General features: G+C 49.6%; 16 protein-coding genes. 11 read left to right on the top strand and 5 right to left on the bottom strand.

All coding sequences use genetic code 11. The annotated features are described in order from the left end of the window. Positions 1 to 46: 46 nt before the first annotated feature. Entirely contained in the window at positions 47 to 1,576 is a 1,530-nt protein-coding gene (locus QUE60_RS06615) for a phytoene desaturase (RefSeq protein WP_286226477.1), read from the top strand. Then, the gene (locus QUE60_RS06610; RefSeq protein WP_286226476.1) at positions 1,573 to 2,640 is read left to right on the top strand and encodes a phytoene/squalene synthase family protein; all 1,068 of its coding nucleotides are present in this window, start codon (positions 1,573 to 1,575) and stop codon (positions 2,638 to 2,640) included. The genes QUE60_RS06615 and QUE60_RS06610 overlap by 4 nt, the downstream gene beginning before the upstream one ends. An 11-nt stretch (positions 2,641 to 2,651) precedes the next feature. On the opposite strand, the gene QUE60_RS06605 is transcribed toward QUE60_RS06610, so the two are convergent. From QUE60_RS06605 to QUE60_RS06585, 5 genes are read right to left on the bottom strand one after another with little or no spacing between them, the layout of a single operon-like run. After that, positions 2,652 to 3,494, bottom strand: coding sequence for a carotenoid 1,2-hydratase (locus QUE60_RS06605; protein WP_286226475.1), 843 nt, complete (start codon positions 3,492 to 3,494; stop codon positions 2,652 to 2,654). Between the two features lie 26 nt (positions 3,495 to 3,520). Beyond that, positions 3,521 to 5,068: a 1-hydroxycarotenoid 3,4-desaturase CrtD gene (crtD, locus tag QUE60_RS06600; protein WP_286226474.1), complete on the bottom strand. Its 1,548-nt coding sequence runs from the start codon at positions 5,066 to 5,068 to the stop codon at positions 3,521 to 3,523. Continuing rightward, positions 5,061 to 5,747 (bottom strand): spheroidene monooxygenase, encoded by a 687-nt coding sequence (locus QUE60_RS06595; protein WP_286226473.1) that lies wholly within the window; start codon positions 5,745 to 5,747, stop codon positions 5,061 to 5,063. The genes crtD and QUE60_RS06595 overlap by 8 nt, the downstream gene beginning before the upstream one ends. Before the next feature lies 1 nt (position 5,748). Then, entirely contained in the window at positions 5,749 to 7,164 is a 1,416-nt protein-coding gene (gene ppsR, locus QUE60_RS06590) for a transcriptional regulator PpsR (protein ID WP_286226472.1), read from the bottom strand. A 25-nt stretch (positions 7,165 to 7,189) separates the two neighbouring features. Beyond that, complete coding sequence (locus QUE60_RS06585) at positions 7,190 to 8,086, bottom strand: cobalamin B12-binding domain-containing protein (RefSeq protein ID WP_286226471.1); 897 nt, start codon at positions 8,084 to 8,086, stop codon at positions 7,190 to 7,192. 284 nt (positions 8,087 to 8,370) lie between these two features. Between QUE60_RS06585 and bchF the strand changes: the two genes are divergently transcribed. From bchF to puhC, 9 genes are read left to right on the top strand one after another with little or no spacing between them, the layout of a single operon-like run. Continuing rightward, on the top strand, positions 8,371 to 8,859 hold the full coding sequence (gene bchF / locus QUE60_RS06580; protein WP_286223292.1) for a 2-vinyl bacteriochlorophyllide hydratase: 489 nt from the start codon (positions 8,371 to 8,373) through the stop codon (positions 8,857 to 8,859). Next, on the top strand, positions 8,856 to 10,160 hold the full coding sequence (locus QUE60_RS06575; protein ID WP_286226470.1) for a ferredoxin:protochlorophyllide reductase (ATP-dependent) subunit N: 1,305 nt from the start codon (positions 8,856 to 8,858) through the stop codon (positions 10,158 to 10,160). The genes bchF and QUE60_RS06575 overlap by 4 nt, the downstream gene beginning before the upstream one ends. A gap of 8 nt (positions 10,161 to 10,168) precedes the next feature. Continuing rightward, positions 10,169 to 11,767 carry a ferredoxin:protochlorophyllide reductase (ATP-dependent) subunit B gene (gene bchB / locus QUE60_RS06570; protein ID WP_286226469.1) on the top strand — a complete coding sequence of 533 codons (1,599 nt, stop codon included), beginning with the start codon at positions 10,169 to 10,171 and terminating at the stop codon, positions 11,765 to 11,767. A gap of 18 nt (positions 11,768 to 11,785) precedes the next feature. After that, a complete protein-coding gene (gene bchL / locus QUE60_RS06565; RefSeq protein WP_108508824.1) occupies positions 11,786 to 12,691 on the top strand; it encodes a ferredoxin:protochlorophyllide reductase (ATP-dependent) iron-sulfur ATP-binding protein in 906 nt (301 codons plus the stop codon). A 13-nt stretch (positions 12,692 to 12,704) separates the two neighbouring features. Further along, complete coding sequence (gene bchM / locus QUE60_RS06560) at positions 12,705 to 13,403, top strand: magnesium protoporphyrin IX methyltransferase (RefSeq protein ID WP_286225047.1); 699 nt, start codon at positions 12,705 to 12,707, stop codon at positions 13,401 to 13,403. Positions 13,404 to 13,411: 8 nt separating this feature from the next. Beyond that, positions 13,412 to 14,842 (top strand): BCD family MFS transporter, encoded by a 1,431-nt coding sequence (locus QUE60_RS06555; RefSeq protein WP_286226468.1) that lies wholly within the window; start codon positions 13,412 to 13,414, stop codon positions 14,840 to 14,842. A gap of 26 nt (positions 14,843 to 14,868) precedes the next feature. Further along, positions 14,869 to 15,639 (top strand): photosynthetic reaction center subunit H, encoded by a 771-nt coding sequence (gene puhA, locus QUE60_RS06550; protein WP_286225045.1) that lies wholly within the window; start codon positions 14,869 to 14,871, stop codon positions 15,637 to 15,639. A gap of 5 nt (positions 15,640 to 15,644) precedes the next feature. Continuing rightward, on the top strand, positions 15,645 to 16,340 hold the full coding sequence (gene puhB / locus QUE60_RS06545) for a photosynthetic complex putative assembly protein PuhB (RefSeq protein WP_286226467.1): 696 nt from the start codon (positions 15,645 to 15,647) through the stop codon (positions 16,338 to 16,340). Beyond that, on the top strand, positions 16,337 to 16,792 hold the full coding sequence (gene puhC, locus QUE60_RS06540) for a photosynthetic complex assembly protein PuhC (protein ID WP_286226466.1): 456 nt from the start codon (positions 16,337 to 16,339) through the stop codon (positions 16,790 to 16,792). The genes puhB and puhC overlap by 4 nt, the downstream gene beginning before the upstream one ends. Position 16,793: the final 1 nt, after the last annotated feature.

Below are 16,793 nucleotides of genomic sequence, written 5' to 3'. Positions count from 1 at the left end.
CTTATGGCGTCCTTCGTGGCGCCATTTTTTTCTAAATTAGGAAGCCATGCTCAAACGAACCTATCTACCCAGTGATGACCGCCCGATTGCGGCGGTGATTGGGAGTGGTTTTGGTGGTTTAGCTGCAGCGATTCGGCTTTCGCATAAGGGCTACCGCGTGAAGGTATTTGAGAAGCTCGATAAGCCCGGTGGGCGCGCCTATGTACATCAACGCGACGGTTATACCTTTGATGCCGGGCCCACCATTATTACGGCTCCCTTTTTACTTGAAGAGTTATGGGAGCTATGTGGTGAAAAACTTGAGAATGATGTTGATCTGCGGCTGATGGATCCGTTTTATCGAATTCGGTTTGATGACGGCAGCCATTTTGATTACACAGGCGATCTGGCGCGCATGCGTGATGAGGTTGCTAAGTTTAGTCCAGCAGACTTGCCGGGCTATGATCGTTTTCTAGCTGAGGCCGAGAAATGCTATCAACTGGGCTTTGAAGAACTCAGTAATGTCGCCTTTGACTCCCTAAGTGATTTATTTGAGGCATTCCCATCGATGGTGAAGATGAAGGCCTGGGAGAGCATCTATACACTGGTTGCAAGACATTTGAAGAACGACAAGTTACGCCAAGTGATGAGTTTTCATCCGCTTCTCATCGGCGGCAATCCTTTCTCGGTAACGGCGGTGTACTCGCTCATTAATTCTTTGGAGCGCAAGCACGGCGTGTTCTCAGCCATGGGCGGTACCGGCTCCCTGATTAAGGGCTTAGTTCGTTTATTGGCCGATTTAGGGGTGGATGTGCAATGCAACCAGGAGGTAAAGCGCATTGAGGTGCGTGATGGCAAAGCCGTTGGTATTACGCTAGCAGATGGTAATTTTGTGCCAGCCGATATCGTGGTCTCGAATGCTGATGCCGCTTGGACCTACCAGAAGCTGATTGAACCGCAGCATCGCAAGGTTTGGACCGATAAGAAAGTAGCTCGTAGCAAATATTCAATGAGTTTGTTTGTTTGGTATTTTGGAACCAATCAGCAATATCCTGACGTCCCCCACCATATGATTTTGCTGGGCAAGCGTTACCGCGAGTTGCTGGAAGATATCTTCAAACGTAAAGTGCTGGCGAAAGATTTCAGTCTCTATTTACATCGTCCAACCGCGACCGATCCGAGTCTTGCACCTGCTGGTCATGACACCTTTTATGTCTTGTCACCCGTGCCAAACTTAGACAGTGGCACAAACTGGCAAGAGACTGCAGAGTCTTATCGCCAGGCGATTGCAGAGTATCTAGATCAATCAGTACTGCCTGGTTTTCAAAAACATGTCACCACCTCGTTTTGCACCACACCGCAGGATTTTCAGGATCGGTTGTTGTCAGTCAAAGGTGCTGCCTTTGGATTTGAGCCGCTCTTATTGCAAAGTGCGTGGTTTAGACCGCATAACCGTAGCGAAGATGTAAAAGGACTGTATATGGTGGGTGCCGGCACCCATCCTGGCGCCGGAATTCCGGGTGTTTTGTCATCTGCGAAGGCTTTAATGTCAGTGGTTCCCCATCCCATTAATGTGGCGAAGGGGTATGCGCAATGAATCGCAGCTCGAAGCGCTTTGATCAGGACCTCAGTGAGTGCGTAGAAACCATGCGTGATGGCTCCAAATCCTTCTTTGCTGCCTCGCGTGTATTGCCCAGTCGCGTACGGGATCCTGCTACGGCTCTGTATGCATTTTGTCGGATCACCGATGATATTGCCGATGCAGCAGACGCTACTGAGCAATCGATTATCACTCTACAAAAGCGATTAGATGCCATCTATTTTGGTCAACCGATTGATGAGGCGGCTGATCGGGCGCTAGCAGAGGTGGTGCGTGCCTTTGATATCCCTAAAGAGTTACCACTCGCATTGATTGAGGGGTATACATGGGATACGCAATACCGCACCTACGAGACCTTTGATGAGTTGCTAGATTACTGTGCGCGCGTCGCTGGTACGGTTGGCGCCATGATGTGTTTGATCATGGGAAAGCGTGAGTCCGAGACCGTGGCGCGTGCTTGTGAACTTGGCCTTGCGATGCAATTAACCAATATTGCGCGTGATGTGGGTGAAGATGCGATGAACGGCAGGATCTACCTGCCCATCGAGTGGATGAGGGAGGAGGGGCTTGAACCCAAGGAGTGGTTAGCAAACCCACAATTTAATGAAGCAATCTCACGCGTAGTGGCGCGACTTCTCAAAGAGGCCGACAAACTCTACACGCAAGCCGAGATTGGAATTGGTGACTTGCCGTGGGACTGTCGCCCAGCGATTGCTGCAGCACGTCTGATTTATGCGGAGATTGGTCGTGAAGTCGAGCGCTTGAACCTGGATTCCGTATCGGTCCGCGCAGTGGTCTCAAAGCAACGTAAACTCATTTTGCTAACCCATGCTACTTCAGCCATCATTGCGAAGTTCTCGATCCGACGTTTTAACCCAGAAGCACATCCCTCGATTCAGTTCCTGATTGAGGCGGTGAATAAAACACCGCACATCCGTCATTACGGTGGAACTATTCACGAAAGACTGACTTGGGTCGTTGATCTACTCGAGCGGGTGGAAGAGCGAAAGCGGGAGGCAGAAATGACCGTGGCCGACCGTTTTATTCAACCACTGCGTTAACCGCGAATCAATTATTTCACCCTCGGCATCCGCCACGGCAACATAAACTGCACGGCCCAAGATGAGAGTCTTGGAACATCGAGCGTCTCATGAAATGAAGTCACACGCTCACCGAGTAGCTCGCTGCTGAGAACCGAGCGTGCATAAAAAGGCGTATCTTCCAGTGTTTCCAAGATCTTGAGTTGGGCATCCTTCGGGTTACGCATTTGCCTCTGAATCCGCCAACCTGTTTTGGGAAGAGCTTGACGAGGAGGGGGTTCAAAGTGCTCAATGCGACCATCCGGAGTAAAAATGAGCCCCAAGACTCGTTCTATCCCATTACGCTGGCGCACATCATAGATGACTGCAGTACGCTCACCACTTAATTGTGCACGTGACCAATCCCAATCTTTAAACGGAATTGCAATCGGTTCATCCCCCTCATTAGAATCAAAATAGGCATTGCCTTGCCACTTGATGTTAGGTGACTCTAGTTCAACCTCGATACGCGCGCTAGGTGCCAATGGCCCCCAGCGATGCTTATGCTGATCATCTAGATGGGTTGAGAAATTAAATAATTGTTTTGGGTATAGTTTGAAGTGCCCAACGACGCGTTGACCAAAGGGAATAGCGCGTTCCACAAAATCAACCCGCAAATGGTCACCATTCCAATGGAGGCTGCTAGGTCCAATCACAAACTCAGTTTGATTCCGAGAAATACTCGCTGCGCTACGCTCGGTCATGGTCCAGCGCTTATTACCCGGACTATAGATCGCCAAATTAATCGCACAATGGTTTTCTGGATCAACATGGGCATGGCGACGGCGTGCTAAGGCATAGTATGGGGAGAACACGCTCCCCACAAATGCAATCATGACCAGACCATGCTTGCCATCATCACTTAAGGCATCGACGTACCACCAGAGATAAGCACCCGACCCGACCGCTTGGTCAAACCGAGGTGACCCATCAGGGTTGCGGCCGCCATACGACCCGAGAGGGCCGCCATGGGCACTCCCGCTCCCGGATGCGCGCTGCCCCCCGCTAGATAAAGACCCGAAATCGCTGTTTGGGCTGCTGGCCGTCGAAAGGTATCCATCCAACCATGGTTCGCTTGGCCATACAGAGCCCCACCGGTTGCTGGAAAGAGGCGATGAAAGTCCTGTGGCGTAGTGCGCGTTACCGTTGCATCCGCTAATGAGAGATTGAGGCCACAGTGTTCGAGTAGGGAAAGGGATTTTTCTTGACATGATTCAATCTCGGCTTGAGTAGGTTGTTGGTGATCACCAGTGGCTGGCGCATTGACTAAACATAGGAGTCGCTCTCCTTCGGGGTGCGAAAGATGATGGTCGGTTTGATCTTGGGCGCAAATGTAAACCGTTGGCTTTTGTGGCAAACGCTTGCGATAGAAGATATCCGTGAACTCGCTATCGTAGTCTGAGTCAAAAAATACATTGTGCCGAATCAGTGGGAAACCCTGAGGCTTCGCAAACATCGACCAGGTAATTGCGGATAGCGAGCGGGTGGTTTGGGTAATTGGAGAGGCTTGACGATTGGCTTCACCCAATAAGCCAGTTTGTAGGGCCATGGCATCGCCATTAAAGATAACGGCTTGCGTCTGAATCGTCTCGCCATTACTTAAACGCACCCCTGAGACCTTACGGTTACCTTGCATAATCTCTTCGCAGTTCACGCCGCAGATCAAGCGTACCCCTTTGGAGCGCGCCAGATCCGAAAGTGCTTGAGTAATGGCGATCATGCCGCCTTGCACCGCCCAGACCCCTTGCATTTCCACATCTGCGATGAGCATCAGGGTCGCAGGCGCCTGAAACGGTGAGGAACCGCAATAGGTGGCGTAGCGCCCAAAGAGTTGATGCAAGCGTGGGTCTTTAAAGTAGCGACCTAGACTTTTCCAAAGATCATTAAATAGACCAATTTCATACAGTGCTTTTGAGCCAGTTGGTCCTAAATCACTCATCATGCCCATCATCGAGGGCCGTTGCGACAACATATAGGGTTTTTCTAAGGCGCGATAGAGTTTGCGGGTTTGTTCGCAAAAATCAATGAAGCGCCTTGCCTCTGCAGCACCGGCAAAATCTTCAATTGCTTTAGCCGATTCATCACGATTGGCAAAAAGATCTAAACGCTCGGATTTGCTCCATGCATGGCGGGCTAAAATTTTGAGAGGTTCTATTCGCAGCACATCCTCTAGTCGTGTGCCTGCATTGGCAAAGATGCCGTCAAAGACCCAGCGCATGGTAAATACGGTTGGCCCAGAATCCACTCCATGACCGGCACAATCAATCTGTCGGATCTTGCCCCCAAGGCTTTGCTCTTTCTCAACCACGATGACCTCTAGACCGGCGCTAGCAAGTTCAAGAGCGCTCACTAAGCCACCGATGCCGCCACCGATCACCACAATGGGTTGATTACCAAGGGATTTAGGCAAGCGTTCTTCCTTTCCATGAACCGGTTGCGTCAAATGGTTGAAAGCGCACAAACATGGATTCCGAAAAATATTGACCTTGCATGGCGGATTTGATGGCTGCCAAGTGTGCGCCCGAGCGCGCGTAAGTATCCATCGCTGCCTGAGATTCCCAGATGGTAAAGGTTGCTTGCCGTAAGATCGGCGCCTCACCAACACCTGCAGAGATTAGGCAGCCCTCGGTATGCAATAAATCAACTTCTGCAGGTGGTGCCTTGGTCCAAAACGATATTGCTTTTGAGGGCTTAATTGATGCCCGCGTAAGTGAGGCGATTGGCCCTGAGCTTGGTGGAGCAATCGACTCACTCAATTGATGGCCAGACCATTGGCCTTTAACTGAATAAGCACGCAATTTGACGGTAAATAGTTCATGGGCATGTTCTTGATACCACTTTAGCAAGGGGGATTCGCGAACAAATGCATTTGCATGCTCCAAAGAATCAAAGAGACTAAATAAACCTTGATGGGTTCCACTGGGGCTCACCGAGAACCCGGCATTCTTCCCAGACCCCATGTGTTTTTGGAGTAATAAGCCGTTTGGTCGATAGGTGCTAAATCGGTTGAACATCAGACGCGCAATGCCGGCGAGTTTGGCTTGCGGTTGGATGCTGACCAAGCTCATGACTGCTACCTGTGAAGACATCTTATTCCTCGATGTCGCTATCTTTGCTTTGATCGCTCAGATTATATTTACGTAATTTAATGTAGAGACTTTGCCGAGAGAGACCAAGCATCTCAGAAGCAGAGACCCGATTGCCACGCGTGAGCTCGAGTGCGGCTTTAATGCAAAGCTGCTCAATCAAATCAGTCGTCTCGTTAATAATTTCTTTTAAAGGTAAGCGGCCAACCAGTTGTGTGAGTTCTTCACTCGAGCGTGTAATTGACTCTTCGGGTTGGATCTTTGAGCGAATGCGTGAGCCAACCTCACGAATCGTAAATCCTAAGCATGCATGTGGGTAGGCAACCGATACAGCAGAGATCTCAACCGGATGCAAAGTACCAAACGAGTCTCGAATCGAGGTTGCAAATAACTTAATGGATCCTTTTTCTTGAAGATTGGAGAGCATGACTCGTAAATCGACACTCGAACGCTCAAGCCAGCGCTCCAGAGGCTCATTTAAGATTTGATCAAGCTTATCAGCCATGATTAGGCGCAAGAATGCTTGATTCGCTGTTAATATTTTCCCGGCTGAGTTGGTCACAATAAAGCCATCGGGCGCATTTTCGAGCGCTTGAATCACTAATGATTGTGCGCCTGCATCTTGACGGTCAACAAATTCACCCGAGCGCTTAATCGTGATTAATAGCAGGGATTGATTTTCATTGCGAAACGGTGCGGCTGATAAAAATGCCTCTTGGCCATTTAAAAGCTGAGTGCTGAGGTCAGCCGCAGTGCTTGTATATGCAACCTTACTGAGTAATGACTGCGCTTGAATGCGATCGCCCTTGGCTAAATAGTCAATTAAAGAGCGACCGTTGAGTTTTTTAATGGATTCATTTAGCAAATCAGCAGCACGAGGGTTGGCCTCAACAATCTTGAACGTATTTGCGTCAAGCACTAATACGGCCTCGGAGGCCATTTCAAATAAAACACGATACCGCGTTTCAAGTTGGCGCAGGCGAGTGTAATCACGCTCAATCGCTTGCTGTGCGTCGACTAAGCGTTGTTGTAGGAGGGAGATCTCGCGTAAATCACGAGCGAGCGCAATAATCTGTCCTGTGCTCCCAATTTTCAGTGTTGCGCAAAGGAGGGGCAAATCACTGGCGCCCGGCATCGCAACATTAATTTGCCGAAAGCGCGAGAGGGAGGATTCATTGGCATCCGTTAAGAGCGCCTGAATCTTCGGACGGCTTTCTACAGTGACCACATCGATCCAAGATTTACCAACCCAGTTTTCTAAGTTGGGGCTTCGTAAATCTGGGTTACCAAACGCAATACTTTGAATCACACCCTCTGAATTCAGGGTGAGCGAGATATCTGCCGAAGCCTCGACGAGATTAGCAATCTCTTCCGGGTTGAGCTGCCCAAAGGTGTGGACGGTGCTGGCAATATTGGTCACGATCTCAGTCTTTTATTCGTTTTTCTTAAACTCGCGATTTTAAGATATTCTCAGCGGCAATTACCGCATCTGGGGCGCTCAAAGTGCAAATGTCTGCAGCGCATTGATCCATTAATTCTGGCTTAGCATTAAAGAGTGCGCCCCCAGCCATAATCCCAATTTGGGAGTTAGCTGAACATTTCCGAATCGCTTGGACCAATTCCTGCATAGCGTCCCATTGCAGCTCATACGAAATTGAGATTCCAACAATATCAAATGCTTGCTTACGGCAAAGCGTAAGGATTTCCTCTTTGGAGGGGTTGGCTACTGTCGCGACATCCCAGCCTGCCTGGATAAAGAATTCGCTCAACATCAACACCCCCATGGTGTGTTGGGAGTGGGGCATTGCAAATAACAAGGCTCTCCCTGAGAGGGTTTTGTGTTCACTTTCATTATTCCGAAAGTCCGGGCTAAGTTCTTGCATGATGCGCTGAACTCGACCGAGGGCAAGGGTCACGGTTGTAAAACTTTGCTCATCGAGTTCCCAATAGCAGCCTAAGCGCCTTGCTGCCGGTGCAATTAAGTCGAGATAGATCTCATTTAATCCCCGACCTTCAAGGCGCATGGCTTGAATGTAGCCTAGGCAAATATCGTTCGAGCTATGAATGAGCAATTCAGCAAAGTGTTTGACCTCATCACTGGATATCGGCACCCCAGTTATTCTGGAAGCAACATCCGGGTGGCTGTGGCCATGCTGCATTAGGAGGCGGGGAATAATTTGTGCCTCGATGGTTTTATTAAGTAGATTGGTGAGCTCATGGGAGGTGGACGAATCCACCTTTTGGGAAATCTGGGTATTGAAGCGCGGTTTTTCGTGCCATGGTTGGCCTTCCTTGCCTTCTGATGCCTGATTATTGTTTCTCGGTAGATTAAATTGATCCACTCTTAACCCCTAAGCCATTTACATATGTTGCGATGCAATATTTATCGCATTCCAAGCACCTTTTTTTAGATGACTCCTTTCAGAAATCCAACTAAAAATAGGCTAATCCAGGCCAAAAACCTTCCTTTTTTGACCAATTTCCCTAAGGTTTACCACTAGGAGTCTAAACTGTCAAAATAATTTGACATATATAAGGGTTTATTCCTAGATTTGTCTACATAAAAAAGCGTAAACTTAGGTTTACATATTTACATAGGAGCCAGGCTGCGTAAGGAAAAAAGCACATGGCAAGTCAAATTCACCCCCTTTATACACCCGAAGAGCGAATTCGACGAGATCGTTCGAAGTGGACCTTGGTTCAGGGGATCTTGGCGCCTGTGCAATTTGTCATTTTTTTGGTGAGTTTGTATTTCGTGATTCGATTTTTAATCACGGGGCAGGGCGAGTTTGCCGCCAATGTCTCGATCGTGATTAAAACCTTGATTCTCTACACGATCATGATCACCGGCAGCATTTGGGAGAAAGAGGTATTCGGTAAGTATCTTTTTGCCCACGCTTTTTATTGGGAAGATGTGTTTAGCATGCTGGTTTTGGCATTGCACACCGCCTACCTAATCGCATTAACGTTTGGGTTTTTAGAGCCCCGCGCACTGATGGTGTTGGCCTTATCGGCTTATTTGGCGTATGTGATCAATGCCGCTCAGTTTTTATGGAAACTGCGCCAGGCTCGTTTGCAAGAGTCAAGTCAAGGAACAGAGCGGGTGATGGCATGAACCGTGTCATCCCTTTACAGTCCGGTGCCGCTGCGTGCGATTCGCAAGATCGCGCAATCCTCAAAGAACGTGGTCAACGCGAAGTATTTTGTGGTCTAACCGGCATTATTTGGCTGCACCGCAAAATCCAGGACGCATTTTTCTTAGTGGTTGGCTCTCGAACTTGCGCACACTTGGTGCAATCGGCTGCGGGCGTGATGATTTTTGCGGAACCCCGTTTTGCTACGGCGATCATCGATGATCATGACTTGGCAGGATTGGCTGATGCCAACGAGGAACTCGATCGCGTGGTTGATCAGCTCCTCACTCGCAGACCCGATATCAAAATGCTCTTCCTGGTCGGCTCATGCCCATCGGAAGTCATCAAACTCGATCTATCCCGCGCCGCCGAGCGTTTAAGTAAAACGTACACACCGCGCGTGCGTATTCTCAACTACTCTGGTAGTGGCATTGAAACCACCTTCACACAGGGTGAGGATGCTTGCCTGGCTGCACTTGCCAAAGAAATTCCGCGGCATGCACAAGATCATCCGGCACAGAGGGAAGTGGATCTATTGATTGTTGGTTGCTTAGCCGATGTTGTGGAAGATCAGTTTTCCCGAATCTTTAATGAGCTGGGCATTGAGTCATATGCATTCTTTCCGCCCAGACGGTCTGGTGATATTCCCTGCCTAGGACCAAATACTCGGTACTTGCTTGTACAACCATTCTTAACCGAAACTGCTCGAGTCCTCGATGATATGGGCGCAAAGCGAATTCCAGCCCCATTCCCACTTGGTGTGGAGGGGACAGAGGCGTGGTTTGTTGCCGCAGCGAAGGCATTTGGAATTGATCCAAATCATGTTGAGAAGGTGATTGCACCTAAACGTCAACGCGCAAACTTGGCGCTGGAGCGCCAACGACAAGTACTCAGCGGCCGCTCAATCTTTTTCTTTCCAGATTCGCAATTGGAAATCCCTCTGGCGAGATTTTTGCACCGCGAACTGGGCATGCAGCTTACTGAAATCGGGATGCCTTATATCCATCGCCAACATCTGGCCGAGGAGCTCGCTTTACTGCCAGCTGAAGTGAGCCTATCAGAAGGGCAGGATGTGGAGAAGCAACTTGATCGCTGTCGTAATTATCGTCCCGATATGGTGGTTTGCGGCTTGGGTTTGGCAAATCCACTCGAGGCTGAGGGGTTGACTACGAAGTGGTCAATTGAATTGGTGTTCACACCGATTCAAGGGTTTGATCAAGCGGCTGATCTCGCTGAACTCTTTGCGCGGCCATTGGTGCGCAGAACTAAATTGGCGGCTTAGGAGAGCTCATGAAATTAACGCTCTGGACCTACGAAGGACCGCCTCATATTGGTGCGATGCGTATCGCAACGGCAATGGAGGGCGTGCATTACGTCCTGCATGCACCACAGGGCGATACCTATGCAGATCTGCTCTTCACCATGATCGAGCGCATGAACAAGCGCCCACCAGTGACCTACACCACCTTTCAGGCACGTGATCTTGGTGGTGATACCGCTGAGTTGTTCAAAGATGCAGCGCGTTCTGCTTACGCACGTTTTAAGCCCGACTTACTCATGGTGGGTGCGTCATGTACCGCTGAATTGATTCAGGATGATCCAGGTGGATTAGCAGCTGCACTGCAATTATCAGTTCCTGTATTGCCATTGGAATTGCCCGCCTATCAGAAGAAAGAAAACTGGGGCGCCGCAGAAACTTTTTATCAAATGGTACGTTTGCTAGGTAAAGACTACGTTTTATCTCCTGGAGAGAAACGTAAACCACGGCCTGCTGGATTGCCACCAAGTTGCAATATTTTGGGACCAACCGCTTTAGGATTTCGGCATCGCGATGATTTGGTGGAAATTCGGAAGCTACTACGACAGATTGGTGTGAGAGTCAATGTTGTCGCACCCTTGGGTGCTAAACCTGAAGACATTTCACGCCTGCATGAGGCAGACTTTAACGTGGTGCTCTATCCCGAGGTGGCTAATAGTGCAGCCCAGTGGTTAAGTAAAAACTTTGGGCAGCCCAGTACTAAAACCATCCCAATCGGATTTAATGCAACACGTGCCTTTATCGAGGAGGTATGCACCCTAGCGCAAATCCATTGCGATATCGATGAGTTGACAAAACGCTCACGCGCACGCTGGTATGCCTTATCGGTGGATTCAACCTATTTAACGAATAAACGTGTCTTCATCTTTGGTGACGCAACTCATGCAATTGCGGCTGCAAAAGTTGCATCCCAAGAAATGGGCTTCCAGGTCGTTGGTCTTGGTACCTACAGCCGAGAATTGGCCAGGGAAGTGCGAGAGGCCGCAAGTCAGTATGGCATTGAAGCCTTAATTACGGATGATTACCTAGAGGTCGAGCAACGCATTACCGAACTACAGCCTGAGTTGATTCTGGGTAGCCAGATGGAGCGCCATATCGCTAAACGTCTGAAGATTCCATGTGCTGTTATCTCAGCACCAATTCATGTGCAAGATTTCCCAGCACGCTACTCGCCACAAATGGGATTTGAGGGAGCCAATGTTCTCTTTGATACCTGGGTCCATCCATTGATGATGGGATTAGAAGAGCACTTGATTGGTATGTTCCGCGAAGACTTTGAGTTTCATGATGGCGCAGCTCCATCCCATTTGGGCCATGGACATCAGCGCACCCCCGCGAACGAAGCGAGCGTTGCATCTGAGCCTGCACCGGTTCCTGAGGTAGCAGTAGCTAATGGCGCCCCTGTTACTGAGAGTGTGTGGGAGCCAGAAGCACAGAAAGAGCTCAATAAGATCCCATTCTTTGTGCGCGGTAAAGCCAAGCGCAATACCGAGCGCTTTGCGATTGAGCGCGGTTTACCAACGATTTCTTTAGAAACTTTGTATGACGCAAAAGCCCATTTTGGACGCTAAGCGCACTGGAGCCATGTTATGAACGTAGTCAATATTCCCGTAAGTGAGATGAAGTCACGACGAGCTGACGGAGAGGGCAGTGTTCAGGTACAACTTGATCCCAATTTAAAGATTGGGAAGGCAAAAGTCTTTGCGGTTTATGGCAAGGGTGGAATTGGTAAGAGCACGACCTCCTCCAATCTCTCCGTGGCTTTTTCCAAATTAGGTAAGCGTGTGATTCAGATTGGTTGTGATCCAAAGCATGACTCCACCTTCACGCTTACTAAAAAATTGATGCCGACTGTGATTGATGTCTTAGAGAAGGTTGATTTTCATTCAGAAGAATTGCGCGTCGAGGATTTTGTCTACGAAGGCTACAACGGTGTCATGTGTGTGGAAGCCGGTGGCCCTCCGGCAGGTACGGGCTGCGGTGGCTATGTGGTAGGCCAGACCGTGAAGTTACTGAAAGAACATCATTTACTCGATGACACCGATGTGGTGATTTTTGATGTCTTGGGTGATGTGGTGTGTGGTGGCTTTGCAGCACCCTTGCAACATGCGGATCGTGCACTGATTGTGACCGCTAATGATTTTGATTCGATCTTTGCGATGAATCGCATTGTGCAAGCGATTGGAGCTAAGGCCAAAAACTATAACGTGCGTTTAGGCGGCGTGATTGCTAATCGCAGCGCTGGTACCGATCAGATTGATAAGTTCAATGAAAAAGTGGGCCTCAAAACGATGGCGCATTTTCCAGATCTTGACGTGATCCGTCGCAGTCGCTTAAAGAAATCAACGCTCTTTGAGATGGAGCAATCGCCAGAGCTCGACAAAGTACAGCAAGAGTATCTCCGTTTAGCGGCAGCCCTCTGGGCGGGCGCAGATCCCCTGCCAGCAGTACCCATGAAGGATCGTGACATTTTTGATCTCTTGGGATTTGATTAATTAAGGCATCAGCATGCAAGAGCATTCGTATCTCGAAAAACGCAGTCAGTTGCAGCAGTACTTTGATCGAACTGCCTTTGACGCTTGGGCAAAATTAACGTCCACTGCACCGGTAAGTGGTATTCGTAAAACGGTACGGGCAGGGCGCGATGAGATGCGTAATGTCCTTTTAGGCTACCTGCCTAATGATCTCCATGGACAGCGGGTTCTGGATGCGGGTTGCGGGACTGGTGCACTCGCGGTCGAGTTAGCCAAGCGTGGCGCGCAAGTGATGGCTACCGATATCTCACCAACCTTGATTGATCTAGCACGCGAGCGCTTACCGACCGATTTGGGTCGGGGGTCAATCGAGTTCTTTGCAGGCGATATGTTAGATCCGGCCTTGGGAGATTTTGATCACGTGGTTTGTATGGACTCCATGATTCATTACCATCGCCGCGATATTACGAAGGCACTAGCGGGGCTTGCGCAACGGACGCGGCAACGGATTGCATTTACTTTTGCGCCTAAGAACCCATTTTTATCCACCATGATTGCCGTTGGACGTTTATTTCCACGCGGTGATCGTGCACCTTTTATTGAGCCAGTTGCTGAGCAAACGCTGGCGAAGTTAATTACACGCGAGCCTGATCTGAGTACCTGGAAGATTGATGCGACCCAAAAGATTGCACGCGGGTTTTATATTTCGCAGGCGATGGTGCTAAGTCGATGATGCGAGTGATGAACCTTAATCTATTCTCGGCCTGGCGACGAATCTCGCCACGGTTTATGCCATTTTCTGATGTGGCAACCAAGGATTTGCCTTTAAGTAAATGGCTACGGTTGGCATTGTTTCAAGTATCGGTGGGGATGGCGACTGTGATGCTGATTGGTACCCTCAATCGCGTGATGATTGTTGAAATGGGTGTACCCGCGAGCCTGGTTGCGCTGATGGTGGCGCTACCTTTATTGTTTTCCCCGTTTCGTGCTTTAGTGGGATTTAAGAGTGATCACCACCGCTCCTTTTTGGGCTGGAAGCGCGTTCCTTACATTTGGTTGGGTAGTTGGTTGCAGTTTGGCGGTCTCGCCATCATGCCATTCTCTCTGATTCTATTGTCAGGGGATTCCAATTGGCCTCATTGGTTTAGTTACATTGCCGCAGCGCTGGCATTTTTATTAGTGGGCGCTGGGATGCAAATTACCCAAACCGCCGGCTTAGCGCTCGCCTCCGATTTAGCAACGACAGAATCCCGTCCACGGGTGGTAGCCCTTATGTATGTGATGTTTCTAATCGGTATGGTCTTTAGTAGTGTGATATTTGGACTATTGCTAACGAACTTCTCACCACTGCGTTTGATTCAAGTGGTGCAGGGCGCCGCAGCCCTAACGATGGTACTGAATCTGATGGCGCTGTGGAAACAAGAGGCACGCCAACCAAAGACTAAGGAGCAGCTCAATCAAGAGCCAATCACTCGCTTTAAAGAGTCTTGGAGCCGATTTGCCAAGCAAGACAAGGTGATTCGATTCCTGGTTGCGCTAGGGATGGGAACTGCAGCCTTTAGCATGCAAGACATCATTTTGGAGCCTTATGGAGCGGAAGTACTTCACTTATCAGTGAGCGCTACCACCTTGTTAACCGGCTTGACCTCGATTGGAGCCTTATTGGCATTTATGTTGGCAGCCAAGGTCTTAAATCGTCGGATTGATTCGCATCGCTTAGCTGCGATTGGGGCGCTCTGCGGGATCTTTGCCTTTACTTGCGTCATCTTCTCTGAGCCATTACTGGCGCCTAATTTATTTCGAGTCGGCGCATTCTTGATTGGTTTTGGTGGGGGATTGTTTGCAGTTAGCACTCTCGCAACCGCCATGAGTTTTGATTCCTTGGGTATGAATGGTTTGGTCATTGGTGCGTGGGGTGCGGTGAGCGCTACTGCAGCTGGTCTAGCAATTGGACTCGGCGGGGTGATTCGGGATGTGGTCTCGACCTTAGCAGCATCTGGGTCACTCGGATCCGTTTTGGTCTCACCGGGAACAGGGTACAGCTTTGTCTATCACATTGAACTGTTTTTGTTGTTTGCAACCTTAGTTGCGATTGGGCCTTTGGTTGTATTGAAACGTCCAAAGCCATCGCTGTCAGATTCGAAGTTTGGATTAGCAGAGTTTCCAAGCTAATTCATTGTTAAAGAGGGGAGTACGTTATGGGAACTGGAGCAATTACACAATACGTGGATGTCGCGCAATTAGCCCTGTATGCATTTTGGGTTTTCTTCGCCATCCTCATTTATTACCTCACCATTGAGAGTAAGCGTGAGGGATTTCCGCTTGAGTACGATCAAGCCGGCAAGGTGCGTCGTGCCGAAGGCATTGCAGCGATGCCTAAGCCAAAAACCTTTAAGACCCAATTTGGTGGCGATGTCACGGTGCCACGAGATGAGCCCTTAGAACGTTTGGCTGCTAGACCAGCAAACGGGATGAATGGCGCACCGATTGAGCCAACCGGCAACCCAATGCTCGATGGTATTGGCCCAGGCGCATATGCCAATCGCGCTGATGTGCCCGATCACATGCCAGAAGGCGGCCCGCGCATTGTCCCAATGCGCTTATTGGGTGACTTCAGTGTAGCCAGACAAGACATTGATCCGCGTGGTCTCAATGTAGTGGGTGCCGATGGCGTACGTGGCGGCACCATTAAAGAGATTTGGGTTGATCGCCTCGAGATGATGATTCGGTATCTGGAGCTTGAGACCACCCCTGAAGCAGGTGCACGTCGTGTGCTATTGCCCATGAACTTTGCTCGGGTTGGTCGCAATCAGGTATCTGTGAAAGCAGTCCTAGGTAAGCACTTTGCCAAAGTACCCGCGACCAAGAGCATGGAGCAAATCACCTTGCTCGAAGAGGAAAAAATTATGGCGTACTTTGGGGCAGGTACCTTGTACGCTACTCCTGAGCGCAGTGAGCCACTGGTGTAATTGGAATGAGCACCATCTACCAATCCCCAGAGCATGAGTTCGAGGCGCAGCCCGGATTGCCCGAGCCTCTGCCTCAGGACGAACGCATTCTTTGGCAAGGAAAGCCAGACCTCAAATCATTTGCACTTCATGCGGCTCATTTGCAATGGTTTGCACTTTACTTTTCTGCCATGGTGGTTCTCAAGATTATTGCGATTAGTCGCTCTACGGGCGGATGGGCTGAGGAATGGCCTGGCTTTGCCTGGGCTCTGGGACTGTCTCTGTGCGCATTGACCTTGTTGGCCTTGCTCACCTATTGGTCGGTGAATGCAACGATGTACACCTTAACCAATCGACGTCTAGTGATGCGCATTGGAATTGTGCTGACGATTACATTTAACTTACCCCTCAAGCGTTTGGCTCAAGCAGGTGTCCACATTTATCCAGATGGTAGTGCGGATATTCCCATCAAACTCAATGCGGATGACAAAATCCCATTCTTGCATTTATGGCCCCATGCCCGCGCTTGGAAGTTTGCGCATCCCGAGCCCATGATGCGATGCGTACCGGACGGTGCCAAGGTAGCTAAGTTATTTGCAGATACCTGGGCAACCATGAATCAAGTTGAGTTACGTCCCCAACCCATCATTCAGCCCGAGTCGTCCGCAAGTTCTTATGGACAGGGCATGGCAATCGCAAAGGTATCTCAATCGCGCACATGAGCCGCTCATCGTCACCCCCTCTCAGTAAAACAACGGTTCTGGTGCTCGCACTTGGAGTATTTGCTGTGTTCATTGCTTGGGTGATTACGCAGTCTCAACAGATCGCGCGCTATCCCGATGCGCCAGCAAAAATGATTAAGCAACTCCGATTTGAAGATCGTCCCGATGGCTCAATTGCGGTAGTCGACTATCAATCGAAGCAGCAAGTTGATGTGATTATTGGGGAGGCTGGCTTTGTGCGCGGAGCATTACGGACCTTGGCGCAAGAGCGCAAGCGTCGCGAGATCGGTAGCGAGCCACCTTTTGAGTTAATTGCCCGTCAAGATGGGCGCTTAACCCTTGCCGACCCCAGCACCGGACGCATGATTGATTTGGAATCTTTTGGGGTTATTAATTCACAGCATTTTGCACGCCTTCTTCGGACGGATGCAAATCAAACCCAACAACGTTGAT

Source organism: Polynucleobacter sp. HIN11 (assembly GCF_030297675.1).
Lineage (GTDB): Bacteria > Pseudomonadota > Gammaproteobacteria > Burkholderiales > Burkholderiaceae > Polynucleobacter.
Note: the sequence above shows the minus strand (reverse complement) of the source record. Positions and strands in the feature narration are given on the sequence as shown.